We start from the raw sequence: 16,414 nt of genomic DNA on the forward strand, positions 1-16,414 counted from the left end.
GGATGCCGGCAAGCTGTTGATCTGGATCAGCCACTGCCAAGAACGGACAGCGCCTCCTCAGCGATGATCTGCTCCTCATCGGTGGCGATGACATGGGCGGCGATGTTGCTTTCCCGCGTGCTGATCGTGAAAGCATTGGCAGCATTGGCCTTTTCGTCGATTGCAAGGCCAAGCCAAGACAGCCGCTTGGCGACGCTAGCGCGGATCTCCGGTTGATGCTCGCCGATGCCGGCGGTGAAGACGATGGCGTCAAGGCCACCAAGGGTTACCGCCATGCGGCCGATTTCGCCGGCAATGCGCAATGTGAAGAGGTCGATCGCCTGGCGCGCCTCCGGCCGTCCGTCCTTCAGCAGGTCGCGCGTATCGGCGCTGATGCCGGAGACGCCGAGCAGGCCGCAGCGGTGATAGAGCAGGTCTTCGATCTCCCCGAAGGACTGTTTCCTCTGACCGGCCAGATGCAGGATGACGCCGGGATCGAGCCAGCCCGGGCGCGTCGCCATCGGGATGCCGTCGAGCGTCGAAAAGCCCATGCTGCAATCGCGGCTGATGCCCTCATCCAGCGCACAGAGGCTGGCGCCGCTGCCGAGATGGGCGACAACCACCTTTGCCGCGCGCGGCGCCTTGCGGCGAAGCTCTCCGGCGATGAATTTATAGGAGAGGCCGTGGAAGCCGTAGCGCTTGATGCCCTCGTCATGCAGCGCGCGGGGAATGGCGAAGCGGCGAACGAGATCGTCCTGCGTGGCGTGAAAAGCCGTGTCGAAGGAGGCCGTCTGGGCAAGATGCGGTTTCAGATGCCGGAGGGCGCGGATGAAACGCAGCGACTGCGGCTGGTGCAGGGGCGCAAGTGGGGTCAGCGCATCGACGGCATCGATTGCGGCGGCGTCGAGGCAGATCGCCCTGGTGAAGCGGTCGCCGCCATGGACGACACGGTGGCCGGCAGCACGCGTCGCCGTCATGTCGAAGTGATCGGCGAGACGCGCAAAAGTCTCATCGATGACGCCGTGCAAGTCTTCCGTCACCTCGGCCTTCAAAGGCATCTCGACTATCTGCAGCCCTTTCGTCAGGCCGAGCGACAGCGGTTCGGCGCGGAAATCGATCACGCCCTTGCCGATGCGTCGTGCCTCGGCGCCGTCTATCGCGAAGATGCCGATCTTAACGGTCGAAGAACCGGTGTTGAAGGTCAGCAGCAGGTCGGTCGATGACATGTCCTCTAAGACTCCGCGCGGGTGTGAGATGACCGAACTTAGCGTCGGATGTCCAGGCGGGAAGGATTTATTCGCTCGGGGCGCGCTTTTGTCATTGCGTAGACAACCATCGTCCGCCGCTTGGGATCGCAATGCGGCATCTCTTATGGAGGCGACGGTACCAAGCGCATCACCGTCAATATCGTCCGACATCAGTGGCTTACGGGGCGGGCCGGGTGGGGCGTCATGAGAGCTTCACGCTGCGGAATTATTAACAAAAGGCAAATTTGCAAAACGGAATAAGGAACTATGCCATGGCCGATATTGCCCCCAGCCAGGTTCATAGCGACGCTTCCCACCCGCTCCACAGTTCGAATTCGGCCAGCAAGTGGTTCTTGCCGCTGTTCGCGCTCGTTCTGGTTTGCGGCCTTGGATATGTCGCCTATGCACTCGCCCGCGACCTGACAACCGCAGTCGCCGTTCCCTGGATTCTCCTAGGCCTTGCGCTGCTCATCGCGCTCGGCTTCGAGTTCGTCAACGGTTTTCATGATACGGCCAATGCCGTCGCCACCGTCATCTACACCCGTTCCATGCCGGCGGAATTCGCCGTCATCTGGTCCGGCTTCTTCAACTTCCTCGGCGTGCTGACCTCAAGCGGCGCCGTCGCCTTCGGCATTCTGGCGCTGCTGCCGGTGGAACTGATCCTGCAGGTCGGTTCCGGCTCCGGCCTTGCCATGGTCTTCGCGCTGCTGATTGCCGCGATCGTCTGGAACCTCGGCACCTGGTATCTCGGCCTGCCGTCGTCGAGCTCGCACACGCTGGTCGGCTCGATCATCGGCGTCGGCCTCGCCAACCAGTTCCTGGCACCGGCAGGCACTGCGACCAGTGGCGTCGACTGGTCGCAGGCGACCAATATTGGCCTGTCGCTTTTGATCTCTCCGCTGATCGGCTTCGGCCTTTCCGCGGTCCTCCTGCTGGTCATGAAGCTTCTGGTGCGCAACAAGGCGCTCTATGCAGAGCCGAAGGGCAACCAGCCTCCACCGCTCTGGATCCGCGCCATCCTGATCTTCACCTGCACCGGCGTCAGCTTCGCCCACGGCTCCAACGACGGTCAGAAGGGCATGGGCCTCATCATGCTCATCCTGATCGGCTTGGTGCCGACGGCTTTCGCGCTGAACCGCACGCCCGATGTCAACTATCTCGAAGCCTACAAGTCGGCATCGGCCCAGGTGGAAACCGCGCTCGGCAAATATGTGAAGCCAGGCGTGACGGTTTCGGACTACAAGGCCGAGGTCAGCAACGCCGTTAAGAACAAGACCTGGACGGATGCGACGACGCTGGCTCTGCAGCTATATATCCACCAGACCAGTGGCGAAGTTGCCGGTTTCCCGACGCTCGAAGCAGTGCCGACCAATCTCGTCGGCAACGTCCGCAACGACATCTACCTGATCGGCGAAGCGCTGAAGCTGATCGACAAGCAGAAGCTGCTGCCGATGGATGCCGGCGACCTCAGCGCGGTGACGAACTACCACAAGGCGGTCGACAACGCGACGAAGTTCATCCCGCTCTGGGTGAAAGTGGCGGTCGCGATCGCGCTCGGCCTCGGTACGATGGTGGGCTGGAAGCGCATCGTCGTCACCGTCGGCGAAAAGATCGGCAAGACTCATCTGACCTATGGTCAGGGTGCGGCAGCCGAAGTCGTGGCGATGGTCACCATCGCCTCGGCCGATCATCTCGGCCTGCCGGTCTCGACCACGCATGTGCTGTCATCCGGCGTTGCCGGCACCATGGCGGCGAACGGTTCCGGCCTGCAATGGTCGACCGTGCGTAACATGCTGATGGCCTGGGTGCTGACGCTGCCGGCCTCGATCGCGATCGCCTTCGTGCTGTTCGTGATCATGCGTCAGGTTTTTTAAGGCGTCCCGTCAGGCCGTGGAGGCCAGATTGGCATTGCGATCGCTGATGAAGATGTCCGCCTCGGCGGCGGGCATCGCCTTGCCGAAGAGATAGCCTTGGCCGATGTCGCAGCCAAGCTGCAGCAGGAAGGCGAGCTGGCCGTGCTCCTCGATACCTTCGGCCGTCGTCTTGATGTTGAGACTCCTGCCGAGGCCGAGCATGGCGCGGACGATCTTTTCCTGCCGCTCGTCGTCGCGATAGGTGGCGATGAAGCTTTTGTCGATCTTGATCTTGTCGAAACGGTAGCGGGAAAGCTGTGCGAGGCTCGAATAGCCCGTGCCGAAATCGTCGAGTGCGATCTGGATGCCGGCGGCGTGCAGCTCGTCGAGAATGAGGGCGGCGATGGCGGGATCCTGGATCAGAGCGTTTTCGGTGATTTCCACTTCCAGGCGCTGCGGCGGCAGCCGGCTTGCCGAAAGCACCTTGAGAATACGCGACGTCAGCAATCTGTCTTCCATCTGTACCGGCGAGACGTTGAAGGACAACGTCACATGCTCCGGCCAACTGAGGGCGTCGTTGCAGGCCTGGGCGAGAAGATCTTCGAACAATGCGGTGATCATGCCGGTTTCCTCGGCGATATCGATGAATACCGGCGGCGGAATGTTGACGCCGTCGTCGCCGATCCAACGCGCTAAGGCCTCGAAGCCGCAGAGCTGGCCGGTCTTCAGGTCGATCAGCGGCTGATAGAAGGGCTTGATCGCCTTGTTGGAGATTGCGGCGCGCAGCCTGGTTTCCAGCGCGGCGCGCTCCGTTACCTTGTCCTGCATTGAAGGTTCGAAGACGAAATGGTGGTTGGGTCCGCGTGACTTCGCCTCGTACATGGCGAGGTCGGCACGGTGAGCGGCATCTTCCAGCGGCTCGGTTCCCTCGGCCCAGCGGTCATAGCCGACGCTGGCGCCGACTTCGACGGCAAAGCCATCGATATGGATCGGTCGGGTGACGGCCTGGATCAGCAGTTTGGCAAAACGCTCCTCGCGCTGCGCCGTCAGGGCGAAGGCGACGATGATGAATTCGTCGCCGCCGAAGCGATAGACGCAATCGGCATTGCCGAGCGCGCAGATGCGCCTGGCGACCTCGATCAACAGGACATCGCCGCCCTTGTGGCCGACAAGATCATTGACCTTCTTGAAGCCGTCGAGGTCGACGGAGAAGATGGTGACGTTGCGGTCCCACTCCTCGATCTCGGCCTCTTCGTCCTTGATCGGCCGTGAGAGGATCTTGCGCTCGAAGGCGTAGCGGTTCGGCAGCTTGGTCAGATGGTCGTGGGTTGCGGTCCAATCGGCTTTTGCCTGGGCGGACGCGCGCAGTTCCATTTCCTTGCGCAGGTCGGCGATGCGCAGCACCGAATAGACGAAGCTCATGGCGCCGGCGATGCCGAGCCCCAGAACGAGCTTGTCGGCGCCGTACTCGCCGAAACCCGTCATGAAGGAGACCAGGCTGTCGTCGAGCTGCAACAGCGTGCCGAGGAGCCAGAGGGTTACCCCAAATCCGACGATCGACACACATTGCCTTCCGGCCCTGCTTTGGAAAAACACCGGCATTATGCCTTCTCCATCTCCCACCTTCGCGGAGATATCACGAAAGTCTGAAATGTTTGTTGAAACCAGAAGGCGAATTATCGGAGGCGGCAGCCTGTTGCTGTGCCGCTGAGAGACCCGACGGGGCTTGGGAGGAACCAGGGCGTCGTTGTAAGCGCGATACCCTTTTGAAGACCGGTTGATACGGGAAAGAACGAAGGCGAGCGTGCAAATGCATCGCTCGCCCTTTCTCGTGCTTCAGGCGGTGACGATCAGCAGTGGAACGCTGACGATGAGACCGACCAGAACCGTGACTGTGGCGACCCGCATGAAACGCAGGCGTCGCGTGCGCTCGCCACTCCAATCATATGTCATTCTTCCATCTCCTTGGGACAAGGAAGTAGTCCCCGCAAAGCCGGGTTCAACAGAGATGACGCGATTTGCTTGTGCAAAGCTGGATAAGATCAGCAGTCGCTAATGCTGGAAGCGCAGAGACCAGCGCTGTGCGTTGCTGGTCATGCGGATGACGGAAAGCGGCTCGACGTCGCTCAGCCAGAAGGAGGAGAGCGGCGCCTGCAGCACATGCACGATCGATGCCCGGATGACGGCCGCATGGCTGATTGCAATGATGTGGCCGCCCAGGACTGTCTGGCCATCCATCCAGCCGGCGATGCGCGTGCGCAGATCAAGAAGGCTCTCGCCGCCATGCGGGGCCGCTTCCGGATCGCTCATCCAGCCCATGAGGTTCTCCGGCTCTTCGGTCCCGATCGCCGCGATTGATCTGCCGGCCCAGCGGCCATGGTCGCAGTCGCAAAGCGCCTGATCTATTTGGGCTTCGAGGCGGAGCGCGTCAGCAGTCTGACGGGCGCGCAAGGCGGGGCTCGTGGCAATACGGTCGGCGCGGAGCGGGGAGATCATCCTGCCGGCTTCCTCCACTGCCTTGTCCTCCAGCGGTTCGTCGAGCGGGAACAGGGCCTTGCGGCTTGCTGCCGTCGCGCCATGGCAGATCCAGGTGAGGCGCGTGTTCACGGTCGTTCTTGTCTCCCGGAATGCGGCGACAGTGTCCTTCGCCGGCTTGTGAAGTTTCGTTGACAGTCTCTTCGGCGTGCAGATATAACCGTGCTGTTGCGGGTTTGGAAGCCGGTGTAAGTCCGGCGCGGTCGCGCCACTGTGACCAGCGTGTCGAAAGCTCTTCGCGCTGGAAGTCAGACCCTACTGCACAAGCACTCTTTCGACTGAACGCGTCATTCCCGGAGGAATACATGTCTGACACCACTTTCGCGCCCGTTGCTGTACCGGCGCCGATCCCCGTAGGAGAGATCCTGCCCTGGGCGATCTTTGGCGGCCTGCTGATGCTCATCGTCCTCTATTTCGTCGGCACCGAGGAAGGCGCGATGGCGCTGTTCAACGGCATGTATGTGCACGAATTCGTGCATGACGGCCGCCATCTCCTTGGCTTTCCCTGCCACTAAAGCGCGTCGCGATCTTTCAGATTCGCTCATCGCGCTTTAGGTTTTGTTTTTACGCATGTCGTTATCGCAAAACCGCTGCACACTTTTGCGCGACATGCTTTAGGGGAGTTCCTGACATGGTTGGAAACCTTCTGCTTCGCGGCATGCTCGCGGGCCTGTTTGCCGGCATCCTCGTTTTCGCTTTCGCCCATACCTTCGGCGAGCCGCTGGTCGATGCGGCGATCGCCTTTGAGCAGGCGAGTGCCCAGGCGGCCGGCGAAGCTGCCGAACCTGAAATCGTCAGCCGCGCCACGCAGGCCGGTCTCGGCCTTTTCACCGGCGTCATGGCCTACAGCGTCGCCGTCGGCGGGCTCTTCGCGCTCGCGTTCGCCTTCGTGCATGGTCGCTTCAGCAGCCTTTCGCCGCGCGGCACCTCGGCCGTCATCGCCATTGCCGCCTTCGTGGCGGTCGTGCTTGTTCCCAGCATCAAATATCCCGCCACTCCGCCGGCGGTCGGCAATCCCGACACGATCGGCGTCAGGACCGAACTGTTCTTTCTGATGATCGTTGTTTCGCTTGCCGCACTCGTTGCCGCGGTGGCGCTGTCACGTCGTCTCTCCGAGCGCTTCGGTCCCTGGAACGGCGCGACCATCGCCGGTATCGCCTATCTCGTCTTCATCGGCCTCGTGCTCTATCTGCTGCCGCCGATCAACGAGGTGCCGGAGAACTTTTCGGCGATGGTGCTATGGGGCTTCCGCACGACCTCGCTCGGCATGCATGCGATTCTCTGGGCAACGCTCGGCCTCGCCTTCGGGGCGCTGGCAGAAAAGCGGTTTGCGGTTAAGGGCGGGCAACGCGGCCGGCCGGCAACGGCATTTCACTGAATGCATCGAAGGGCGCCGCTTTGCCGGCGCCCTTAACTTTTCGGGCGATTATGAAAAACGACAGAGCCAGACCACTGCTGCTGACGGCGTTTTCTGCCGCCGCGTTTTTTTGTGTGGTCGCTGGAAGCGCTTTTGGCCATAGTCGCGGCGACGGCGGCAGCCATGCCGGGCTGGATATTCCGCAAATCTCCCATGGCGAGATGGCTGTCATGTCTGACTATCGCGGTCGGATCATCAATCTTGCATCCCGCGCCGTCGAGACGAACGAGCCGTTCCGGCGCGTGCTGAACTATGCCGAAATCCAGTATTCCTACTGCCTATGGGGCCGGATGCCGGGCAGCGTGACGGATGAGGAAAGCCCGTTCAACGAATGCGCCCATGCCTATCTCGCCGCGACCAAGGCGGTCTTGCTTTCGATGCGCGAGATGCCGCGGGAGAGGGCAGCGGCGGGTGAAATCATTTCCGCTGTCGATGCCGATATGGTGCGGCGCGGTCTTGCGCTCATCACCTGCCGGTTCAGCGGCGAGGCCTTCAACACCGCCGATATCGTCAAGCCGCGCTGGAGCGGGATCCCATTCCATGCCGCCAGCATGGCGTCGCTGACGGGGCTTGCCTCTTTGTTCGGCCTTGGCGTGTTTGCGCTTCGCCGTTTCTCGCGGCCGAAAGCTCAATCGCCGGAATAGCGCTGCTCGCGCCACGGATCGCCATAGATGTGGTAGCCGTTCTTTTCCCAGAAGCCGGCCTGGTCGGCGGGCATCAGCTCGATGCGGCGCAGCCATTTGGCGCTTTTCCAGAAATAGAGATGCGGCACGATGAGGCGCATCGGGCCACCGTGCTCCGGTGTCAGCGGCAGGCCTTCCCAGGCGGTGGCGAGGATCGCATCCTCGGCGGCGAAATCGGCGAGCGGCAGGTTGGTGGTATAGCCGTCATAGCTCGTCAGCATGACGTAAGCTGCTTCCGGCTTCGGCATTGCGAGGTCAAGGAGATCGCGCGTCGAAACGCCCTTCCATTTGTTGTCGTAGCGCGACCAGGTGGTGACGCAGTGGATATCGCTCACCCCCGTGCTCTGTTCGATCGCCTGGAAGTCGGCCCAGGTGAGTGTGCGCGTCGTTTCGACGAGGCCGCGCACCTCGAGCCGCCAGGTCTCGGTCGAGATGACAGGCTGCTGGCCGAGGTCGAGTACAGGCCAGTTCTTGACAAGGTGCTGGCCGGGCGGCAGGCGCTCGGCCTCGGGACGGCTGATACGGCCGGTCAGGAACTTGCCCTCTGCCGCCCAGCGACGCTTGGATGTGGTGAGTTTGCTGTCGGCGGGCGTCTGGTCGTCGCTCATGGGCGGGGCCTCCTTGCGGTGCAGCAATAGGACATCTGCCCCTGCCGGGTGTCAAGTTTCGGCTGCCCCTTGGAAATCCCTACCCACCCCTCTAAACTCGGTGCGTCGGGTATGCCTCGCTGGGGAGTGGAGGCAGAAAAGGGGAGGAGCCGGTTCTGTCTTCGAGATATCGTGCGATAGCGGCGTTGCTGGCGGTGCCGCTGATCATCTTCGCCTTCTTTACCTATGGGAGCGCGATTGCGACGCGCGCCTATATGGAGGAAGCCTCGGCGCAGGCGGGAACGGCGCTGCGCCTTGCCGTTTCGGCACTCAGCGGCCATCTCAACCGCTACGAGGCGCTGCCGGCGCTGATCGCCGATCATGACGACATCAAGGAACTGGTGAGCGCGCCTGAAGATGCGGCGCTGCGCGATGCGGCCAATCTCTATCTCAAGGAGATCAACGGGCTGCTGAAATCCTCCGATATCTATGTGGTGAAGCCAGACGGAGAGACTATCGCGGCCAGCAATTACGATGGGCCTGCAAGCTTCGTCGGACAGAATTTCAGCTACAGGCCCTATTTCCAGGATGCGATCGAAGGCCGGCAGGCTCGGTTTTACGCGCTCGGCACCACCTCGCTGAAGCGCGGCTATTATTTTGCCGCACCGATCCGAACCGGCGCGGATATTCGTGGCGTCATCGTCTTCAAGGTCGATATCGACATGATCGAATCCTCCTGGGGTGGCGGCGAATACAAGATTTTCGTCTCCGATCCTGAGGGCATCATCTTCATGTCCGGCAGCCCGGAATGGCTCTATGGCGCCATCCTGCCGCTGACGGCCGACCGCGTCGCCCGCACCGAGGCGTCGCGGCGTTATGCCAATGCCAGGCTGGCTGCGTTGCCGGTGACGCGTCACCACTTCGAGCAGCACGAGCTGATGACGCTGGCCGGCGAGCGCGGTTCGAGCGAATATCTGGTGCTCTCGCATTACATGCCGGCCGAGGACTGGACGGTGAACGTGCTGATGGAGACGAGTTCCATCCGTGCCCAGGCACGCACGGCGCTTGCGGCAGTCTTTCTCTTCCTCTGTATCGCCGGGCTCACGGTCGCGGTTCTGCGCCAGAGGCGGGCGCGGCTTGCCGAGCGCATGCAGATGCAAGCCGAAGCCCGCAACGAGCTGGAGCGGCGCGTCGAAGAGCGCACAGCCGATCTTGCCCGCGTCAACAGCCGCATCGAAGAAGAAATCGCCGAACGGCGGCTGACCGAGCACCAGCTCCGGCAGACGCAGGCCGATCTGATCCAGGCGGGCAAGCTTGCCGGGCTGGGACAGATGTCGGCTGCCCTTTCGCACGAGTTCAACCAGCCGCTCGCCGCCGCCAAGACCTATACGGACAGCGCTTCCGTTCTCATCGACCGTGGGCGGACAGAGGAGGCGCGGGACAATATCCGGCGTATCGGCGGGCTGATCGACCGTATGGCTGCGATCAGCCGGCACCTGCGCAACTTCGCCCGCAAGCCGAACGAGAAGCTTGGTCCCGTTTCCCTCGACGAGGCGATGCGCGATACGCTCGAGATCATCGCCTGGCGGCTGAAGGCGGCGGATGCCGAACTGTTGCTCGCTCTCGGGCCGCGTCCGCCGGTGGTGCGCGCCGGTTCTGTGCGTCTCCAGCAGGTGCTGGTGAACGTGATCTCGAATGCGGCCGATGCGGTGGAAGGGCTGGATGATCGGCGTATTGAGGTTTCGGCCTTCGAGGAGGCCGGCAAGGTGGTGCTGACTGTCCGGGACCATGGGCCGGGTGTGCCGGCGGCGATCGCCGAGCGTATCTTCGATCCCTTCTTCACGACGAAGGGCGTCGGCAAGGGGCTCGGCCTCGGGCTTTCGATCTCCTACAACATCATCAAGGATTTCGGCGGCAGCCTTACAGCTGCCAATCATCCCGAAGGGGGCGCGGTGTTCCGCATCGAGCTGCGATCGGCGGCAGGGCTGATGCCGGAGGCAGCGGAATGAACGATGCGAAGATCCTGCTGGTTGACGACGAGGAGGAACTGCGCCGCTCCACGGCGCAGGCGCTGGAGCTCTCCGGCTTCAGTGTCGAGACCTATTCGAACGGCGACCACGTGCTCGAACTGATCGGCTACAGCTTTCCCGGCGTCGTCGTCAGCGATATCCGCATGCCCGGCATGGACGGCATGACGCTGATGCAGAAGATTCGCGAGCTCGACCCGGAGGTACCAGTCATTCTCGTCACCGGCCACGGCGACGTTCAGCTTGCGGTGAAGGCGATGCGCGAAGGGGCCTATGATTTCATCGAGAAGCCGTTCACGCCGGAGATGCTTGCCGGCGTCATCCGCCGGGCGATGGAGCGGCGCGGCCTGGTGCTTGAAAACCGGCTGCTGAAAGCGGTTGCCGGCAAGCGCGACGATATCGAGGCGCGGCTGCCGGGGCGCACGCAGGTGATGGTGGATCTGCGGTACCGCATCCGGGCGATCGGGGCTAGCGATGCCGATACGCTGATCGTCGGCGAGACCGGGGCCGGCAAGGAGGTGGTGGCGCGGGCACTCCACGACATCAGCGCCCGGGCGAGCCGGCCGTTCATCGCTATCAATTGTGCCGCACTGCCGGCGAACCTGATCGAGAGCGAGCTTTTCGGCCATGAGGTGGGGGCCTTTCCGGGCGCGGTGAGGCCGCGTTACGGAAAATTCGAACATGGGCGCGGCGGTACGATCCTGCTCGACGAGATCGGCTCCATGCCCTTCGACCTGCAGGCGAAGTTCCTGCGGGTGCTGCAGGAGCGGGTGATCTCCAGGCTCGGTTCGAACGAGGTGGTGGCGCTCGACGTGCGCTTCATCGCGACAAGCAAGGTCGATCTGGAGGCGGAGGTGGCGGCGGGGCGCTTTCGCGCCGACCTCTTCTATCGGCTGAACGTCGCAACGCTGCACGTGCCGTCCTTGTCGCAGCGGCGGGCGGATGTTCCGCTGCTTTTCCTGCAGCTGGTGCGGGAAGCGGCGGCCCGCTACGGCCGCGACGAGATGGCCGTGCCGCCAGACGTGATTTCCGACATTGCTCAGCGCGACTGGCCCGGAAATGTGCGTGAACTTCGGAACGCCGCCGATCGTCTGGTCCTCGGTCTCGACAATGGCGGGCGGCAAGCCGAGGAGGCGACCGGGCTTGCGGAGCGCGTCGCTGAATTCGAGCGCGGGGTCATTGCCAGCGCGCTGGTGGCGCATGGCGGCAGCCTCAGGCCGGTCTATGAGTCGCTCGGCATTTCGCGGAAGACCCTCTACGAAAAGATGCAGAAATATGGTCTCGACAAGCGGATGCTGACAACCGAAAGCTAGCTCGGAGCTGGGGCGGTGCTGCAATCTCGCGGTGCGATGGGTGGATTTCCACCCATCGCCAGAGCCGTTTGTTTCCAAATCGACCCATGCTGCATCGCACTGTCGTAAAATCGTCTTTCGAAAGCGACTGCAATGATTGCGGGTCGATTTTTCCTGGCGGCAAATAGGTTATCCGAACCGGCGCGGAGGATGCGTCGGCGGGCTTGCTTATTTCATCAGGGAGGAAACGATGAAAATTCTGAAGGCCATGCTCGGCCTGACCGCGGCTGCCGCGGTCTCTCTTCTCGCCGGCGCTGCTTCGGCGCAGACCTATCCCGAGCGCACCATCACCATGGTCGTGCCCTTTGCGGCCGGCGGCCCGACGGATACCGTCGCGCGCCTGGTTGCCGAATCCATGTCGAAGGATCTCGGCCAGCAGATCGTCGTCGAAAATGTCGGCGGCGCCGGCGGCACGCTCGGCGCTGGCCGCGTGGCGAATGCCGATCCCGACGGTTACACCATCCTGCTGCATCATATCGGCATGGCGACCAGCGCCACGCTCTACCGCAAGCTCGCCTATGACACGCTTGGCGCTTTCGACTATGTCGGCCTCGTCACCGAGGTGCCGATGACGATTGTCGCCCGCAAGGACATGGAGCCGGCCGACCTCAAGGGGCTGATCGATTATATCAAGGCCAACAAGGACAAGGTGACGGTCGCCAATGCCGGCATCGGTGCGGCTTCGCATCTCTGCGGCATGATGTTCATGAGCGCCATCCAGACGCCGCTCACAACCGTTCCCTACAAGGGCACCGGCCCTGCCATGACCGATCTGCTCGGCGGTCAGGTCGACGTCATGTGCGACCAGACGACCAACACGACGAAGCAGATCCAGGGCGGCACGATCAAGGCCTATGCCGTGACCTCGCCCAAACGGCTCGACGTGATGAAGGACATTCCGACGGCCGTCGAAGCCGGTCTGCCGGGTTTTGAAGTCGGCATCTGGCACGGCATCTATACGCCGAAGGGCACGCCGGCTGAGATCAACGAACGCCTGTCGAAGTCGCTGCAGGTGGCGCTGAAGGATGCGAATGTCGGCGCCCGCTTCGCCGAGCTCGGCACGGCGCCATCCTCCGACGCCGATGCGACGCCGGCTGCGCTGAAGGCCAAGCTCGAAAGCGAGATTGCGCGCTGGAAAACGGTGATCGAGGCCGCTGGCGAATATGCCGACTGAGGATTATCCTCGTCAGGACATGCCGGATAAGCCCCTCACCCTAACCCTCTCCCCGCTTGCGGGGAGAGGGGACTTGCGTCACTCAACGGCGGCAAGGGGCGAAGGGCTTGCAGCTATTTCTCTTCTCCCCGCATGCGGTGAGAAGGTGCCGGCAGGCGGATGAGGGCAATCGCAGCAGCAGTGCGTCACGAACCATCTCCCCAGGAGACACCATGAAATCCATCAGTTTCGATACCACCAATGCGATTTGCGGCGCGCTTTTCGTCGCGACCGGCGCTTTCTTCGCCATCCAGTCGCTGGGGCTCGACCTCGGCACGACGGTGCGCATGGGGCCCGGTTATTTCCCGCTGGTGCTTGCCGGTGTGCTCGTGCTTCTCGGCGCGATCATCTTCATTCAAGCGCTGCGGGTTGAGGGCGAGCCGATCGACCCGTTTGCCTGGCGCGGCATGCTCTTCATCCTGCCGGCGCCGGTGTTCTTCGGGCTGACGGTGCGCGGGCTCGGCTTCGCGCCGTCACTGTTCCTCACCGCCTTCATCGCCTGCTTCGCATCGCAAAAGATGAACGTGTTCCTCGCGATCGTGCTGTCGTTGCTGCTGACCATCTTTTCGGTTGGGGTCTTCAGCTACGGGCTCGGGCTGCCGTTCGAGCGCTTCGGCCCCTGGGTCCGGTTCTAGGAGACGATGATGGATCTTTTCAGCAATCTCGCGCTCGGTTTTGCAACAGCCGGCACTCCGGAAAACCTGCTCTTCTGCTTGATCGGCGTGCTGCTCGGCACGCTGATCGGCGTGCTGCCCGGCATCGGCGCCACGGCGACGATCGCCATGCTCTTGCCGATCACCTTCCAGCTTGAGCCAGTTTCCTCGCTGATCATGCTAGCCGGCATCTATTACGGCGCGCAGTACGGCGGCTCGACGACGGCGATCCTGATCAACATGCCGGGCGAATCCTCCTCGGCCGTGACCGCGATCGACGGCTACCAGATGGCCCGCAAGGGCCGGGCCGGCGCAGCGCTTGCGATCGCGGCGCTCGGCTCGTTCTTTGCCGGCACGGTCTCGACCTTTCTCGTCGCGATCTTCGCACCGCCGCTGACCGCAATCGCGCTGCAGTTCGGCTCGGCGGAATATTTCTCGCTGATGATCGTCGGCCTCGTCTCCTCGATCGCGCTCGCGCATGGCTCGATCGTCAAGGCGCTGGCCATGGTGGCGCTTGGGCTGCTGCTCGGCCTCGTCGGCACCGACATCTACACCGGCACGCCACGCTTCACGCTCGGCATCCGTGAATATGCGGACGGGCTGAACTTCGTGGCGCTTGCCGTCGGCGTGTTCGGGGTGGCGGAAATCCTGCGCAACCTCGAGGGCGAGTCGACACGCACGGTGCTGATGGCCAAGGTCACCGGCCTTTTGCCGTCCCGCCAGGAATTCAAGGAGATGATCGCGCCGGTCATTCGCGGTACGGCGATCGGCTCGGCGCTCGGCATCCTGCCGGGTGGTGGTGCCATTCTGGCGGCCTTTGCCTCCTATACGGTGGAAAAACGGATGTCGAAAACGCCGGAGGAATTCGGCAAAGGCGCGGTCGCCGGCGTTGCGGGACCGGAATCGGCAAACAATGCCGGCGCGCAGACCTCGTTCATTCCGCTGCTGACGCTCGGCATTCCGGCCAATCCCGTCATGGCGCTGATGGTCGGGGCGATGATCATCCAGGGCATCGTGCCCGGTCCGAACGTCGCCACCGAGCAGCCGGCTCTGTTCTGGGGCATCATCGCCTCGATGTGGATCGGCAACCTGATGCTGGTCATCCTCAACCTGCCGCTGATCGGGCTCTGGGTGAAGCTCCTGACCGTGCCTTACTACGTGCTCTTCCCCATCATCATGGCCTTCTGCTCGATCGGGGTCTACAGCGTCAACGCCAACGTCTACGATCTCTATGCCGTCGCCTTCTTCGGGCTCATCGGCTATGTACTGGCGAAGCTTCGCTGTGAGCCGGCGCCGCTTCTGCTCGGCTTCGTGCTCGGGCCATTGCTCGAAGAGAACCTCCGGCGCGCCATGATCCTGTCGCGCGGCGATCCGACCACCTTCGTTACGCGGCCGATCAGCGCCATTCTTCTGGCCATTGCCGTCGCCGTCCTCATTGTCGTCTTCCTGCCGAGCGTCAAGAAGAAGCGTGAGGAGGTGTTCGTCGAGGAGGGCTAGAGCATGATGCCGAAAAGTGTGAGCGGTTTTCGGACGACATCCTGTTCTGGGGGTTGAACTTACTGCCCGGTTGATGAACAAGAGATAATCTGACGCGGGCGCCGGTTGGGCGCCCGTTTCGTTTGACAGGATATCCAGGCCCCTGGAGCATTGCGCGATGAGCATTCCCGCCCGGATCAAGGACGATCTGCCGTTTCTGACCTCCCTGCGCCGCGACCTGCACGCCCATCCCGAACTCGGTTTCGAGGAGGAGCGTACCGCCGGCATCGTCGCGAGGCTTCTCGAGGAAGCCGGCATCACGGTGCATCGAGGTCTCGGCGGCACCGGCGTGGTCGGCACGCTGCAGTTCGGCAACGGCACGCGCAGGATCGGGCTGCGCGCCGACATGGATGCGCTCGCCATGCCTGAAATGGCGGAGCGACCCTATAAATCGACCGTGCCCGGAAAGATGCATGCCTGCGGCCATGACGGCCATACGGCGATGCTGCTTGGCGCCGCGCGGCATCTAGCGGCAACGCAGGATTTTTCCGGCACGGTGCATTTCATCTTCCAGCCGGCCGAGGAAGGGCGAGGGGGAGCAAGGCGCATGGTCGAGGAGGGGCTGTTCAAGCTTTTCCCCTGCGACGCCGTTTATGGGCTGCATAACATGCCTGGGCTTGCGGTCGATGAGATCGCCGTGGTCGAGGGGCCGCAGCTTGCCTCCTCCGACAGCTGGCGCATCACCTTCCGTGGGACCGGCACGCACGGCGCCAAGCCGCATCTCGGCCGCGATCCGATCACGGCTGCCGGGACCTTCCTGTCATCGCTGCAGACGATCGTCGGCCGGGTGGTCGATCCGCTGCAGCCGGCCGTCGTCAGCGCCTGTTTCCTGCAGGCGGGCGACCCGAAGGCGCTGAACGTCATTCCGGATATCGTCGAGATCGGTGGGACGGCGCGGGCCTATTTACCCGATGTGCGCGACCAGTTGGAGACCGAGATCGGACGATTGGCGCATGGCACTGCGGCCATGTACGGAATTGCTGTGGACTATGCATTCGAGCGGCGGATTCCGCCTGTCATCAATGACGCGGATGCGACCGCACGGGCGCTGGCAGTGGCCGGCTCGGTTTTCGGCGGGAAGGTGCAGACAAGCTTTCCGCCGTCGACGGCAGGCGACGACTTCGCCTTCTTCGCCCAGAACGCGCCGGGCTGCTATGTCTGGCTCGGCAACGGTCCGGCGGTGGATGGGGCGCTGCATCACAACACGGCCTATGATTTCAACGATGAAGCGCTTGGATATGGGGCGGCCTATTGGGTGGCGCTGGTCGAGAGGGAGTTGAAGGTTTGATTATCTGCTGCCTAATTGCCCAAATCGGAATCGATTGTAGGAAT

General features: G+C 62.8%; 14 protein-coding genes and 1 riboswitch. Of the genes, 10 read left to right on the plus strand and 4 right to left on the minus strand.

Annotated features, from left to right (window positions below):
• Positions 1-26: 26 nt before the first annotated feature.
• Positions 27-1,205, minus strand: coding sequence for an acetate/propionate family kinase (locus tag A6U98_RS16055; RefSeq protein ID WP_064651310.1), 1,179 nt, complete (start codon positions 1,203-1,205; stop codon positions 27-29).
• Between the two features lie 293 nt (positions 1,206-1,498).
• Here A6U98_RS16055 and A6U98_RS16060 point away from each other — a divergent pair, with 293 nt between their 5' ends.
• A complete protein-coding gene (locus A6U98_RS16060) occupies positions 1,499-3,100 on the plus strand; it encodes an inorganic phosphate transporter (RefSeq protein WP_064651312.1) in 1,602 nt (533 codons plus the stop codon).
• A 9-nt stretch (positions 3,101-3,109) separates the two neighbouring features.
• On the opposite strand, the gene A6U98_RS16065 is transcribed toward A6U98_RS16060, so the two are convergent.
• Together A6U98_RS16065 and A6U98_RS16070 are read right to left on the minus strand one after the other, a co-directional pair.
• A complete protein-coding gene (locus tag A6U98_RS16065) occupies positions 3,110-4,681 on the minus strand; it encodes a bifunctional diguanylate cyclase/phosphodiesterase (RefSeq protein ID WP_064651314.1) in 1,572 nt (523 codons plus the stop codon).
• A 450-nt stretch (positions 4,682-5,131) separates the two neighbouring features.
• On the minus strand, positions 5,132-5,686 hold the full coding sequence (locus A6U98_RS16070; protein WP_064651316.1) for a histidine phosphatase family protein: 555 nt from the start codon (positions 5,684-5,686) through the stop codon (positions 5,132-5,134).
• Between the two features lie 106 nt (positions 5,687-5,792).
• Positions 5,793-5,868: riboswitch (cobalamin riboswitch) on the plus strand.
• Positions 5,869-5,919: 51 nt separating this feature from the next.
• Between A6U98_RS16070 and A6U98_RS16075 the strand changes: the two genes are divergently transcribed.
• From A6U98_RS16075 to A6U98_RS16085, 3 genes are all read left to right on the plus strand, one after another.
• Positions 5,920-6,129: a CbtB domain-containing protein gene (locus A6U98_RS16075; protein ID WP_003542661.1), complete on the plus strand. Its 210-nt coding sequence runs from the start codon at positions 5,920-5,922 to the stop codon at positions 6,127-6,129.
• 116 nt (positions 6,130-6,245) lie between these two features.
• Complete coding sequence (locus tag A6U98_RS16080; RefSeq protein WP_064651318.1) at positions 6,246-6,992, plus strand: CbtA family protein; 747 nt, start codon at positions 6,246-6,248, stop codon at positions 6,990-6,992.
• 50 nt (positions 6,993-7,042) lie between these two features.
• Positions 7,043-7,675, plus strand: coding sequence for a hypothetical protein (locus A6U98_RS16085; protein ID WP_064651320.1), 633 nt, complete (start codon positions 7,043-7,045; stop codon positions 7,673-7,675).
• On the opposite strand, the gene A6U98_RS16090 is transcribed toward A6U98_RS16085, so the two are convergent.
• Positions 7,660-8,322: a sulfite oxidase-like oxidoreductase gene (locus A6U98_RS16090; protein WP_064651322.1), complete on the minus strand. Its 663-nt coding sequence runs from the start codon at positions 8,320-8,322 to the stop codon at positions 7,660-7,662. The genes A6U98_RS16085 and A6U98_RS16090 overlap by 16 nt on opposite strands.
• 185 nt (positions 8,323-8,507) lie before the next feature.
• On the opposite strand from A6U98_RS16090, the gene A6U98_RS16095 reads away from it, so the two are divergent.
• The 6 genes from A6U98_RS16095 to A6U98_RS16120 all read left to right on the plus strand — a co-directional run bounded on the left by A6U98_RS16095 (position 8,508) and on the right by A6U98_RS16120 (position 16,370).
• Positions 8,508-10,310 (plus strand): sensor histidine kinase, encoded by a 1,803-nt coding sequence (locus A6U98_RS16095; protein WP_064651324.1) that lies wholly within the window; start codon positions 8,508-8,510, stop codon positions 10,308-10,310.
• Positions 10,307-11,641, plus strand: a complete 1,335-nt coding sequence (locus A6U98_RS16100; RefSeq protein ID WP_017961950.1) for a sigma-54 dependent transcriptional regulator — start codon at positions 10,307-10,309, stop codon at positions 11,639-11,641. The genes A6U98_RS16095 and A6U98_RS16100 overlap by 4 nt, the downstream gene beginning before the upstream one ends.
• 229 nt (positions 11,642-11,870) lie before the next feature.
• Positions 11,871-12,854 (plus strand): tripartite tricarboxylate transporter substrate-binding protein, encoded by a 984-nt coding sequence (locus A6U98_RS16105; RefSeq protein ID WP_029872004.1) that lies wholly within the window; start codon positions 11,871-11,873, stop codon positions 12,852-12,854.
• 212 nt (positions 12,855-13,066) lie between these two features.
• Entirely contained in the window at positions 13,067-13,528 is a 462-nt protein-coding gene (locus A6U98_RS16110) for a tripartite tricarboxylate transporter TctB family protein (RefSeq protein ID WP_029872005.1), read from the plus strand.
• 9 nt (positions 13,529-13,537) lie between these two features.
• Positions 13,538-15,043: a tripartite tricarboxylate transporter permease gene (locus A6U98_RS16115; RefSeq protein ID WP_029872006.1), complete on the plus strand. Its 1,506-nt coding sequence runs from the start codon at positions 13,538-13,540 to the stop codon at positions 15,041-15,043.
• A 157-nt stretch (positions 15,044-15,200) separates the two neighbouring features.
• The gene (locus tag A6U98_RS16120; RefSeq protein ID WP_064651326.1) at positions 15,201-16,370 is read left to right on the plus strand and encodes a M20 aminoacylase family protein; all 1,170 of its coding nucleotides are present in this window, start codon (positions 15,201-15,203) and stop codon (positions 16,368-16,370) included.
• Positions 16,371-16,414: the final 44 nt, after the last annotated feature.

This window comes from Rhizobium sp. WYCCWR10014 (genome assembly GCF_001657485.1).
Taxonomy (GTDB): Bacteria; Pseudomonadota; Alphaproteobacteria; order Rhizobiales; family Rhizobiaceae; genus Rhizobium.

Coding starts and splice junctions, on each gene's coding strand:
- A6U98_RS16055 (WP_064651310.1), bottom strand. CDS start 1,205: ATGTCATCGACCGACCTGCTGCTGACCTTCAACACCGGTTCTTCGACC.
- A6U98_RS16060 (WP_064651312.1), top strand. CDS start 1,499: ATGGCCGATATTGCCCCCAGCCAGGTTCATAGCGACGCTTCCCACCCG.
- A6U98_RS16065 (WP_064651314.1), bottom strand. CDS start 4,681: ATGCCGGTGTTTTTCCAAAGCAGGGCCGGAAGGCAATGTGTGTCGATC.
- A6U98_RS16075 (WP_003542661.1), top strand. CDS start 5,920: ATGTCTGACACCACTTTCGCGCCCGTTGCTGTACCGGCGCCGATCCCC.
- A6U98_RS16080 (WP_064651318.1), top strand. CDS start 6,246: ATGGTTGGAAACCTTCTGCTTCGCGGCATGCTCGCGGGCCTGTTTGCC.
- A6U98_RS16085 (WP_064651320.1), top strand. CDS start 7,043: ATGAAAAACGACAGAGCCAGACCACTGCTGCTGACGGCGTTTTCTGCC.
- A6U98_RS16090 (WP_064651322.1), bottom strand. CDS start 8,322: ATGAGCGACGACCAGACGCCCGCCGACAGCAAACTCACCACATCCAAG.
- A6U98_RS16100 (WP_017961950.1), top strand. CDS start 10,307: ATGAACGATGCGAAGATCCTGCTGGTTGACGACGAGGAGGAACTGCGC.
- A6U98_RS16105 (WP_029872004.1), top strand. CDS start 11,871: ATGAAAATTCTGAAGGCCATGCTCGGCCTGACCGCGGCTGCCGCGGTC.
- A6U98_RS16110 (WP_029872005.1), top strand. CDS start 13,067: ATGAAATCCATCAGTTTCGATACCACCAATGCGATTTGCGGCGCGCTT.
- A6U98_RS16115 (WP_029872006.1), top strand. CDS start 13,538: ATGGATCTTTTCAGCAATCTCGCGCTCGGTTTTGCAACAGCCGGCACT.
- A6U98_RS16120 (WP_064651326.1), top strand. CDS start 15,201: ATGAGCATTCCCGCCCGGATCAAGGACGATCTGCCGTTTCTGACCTCC.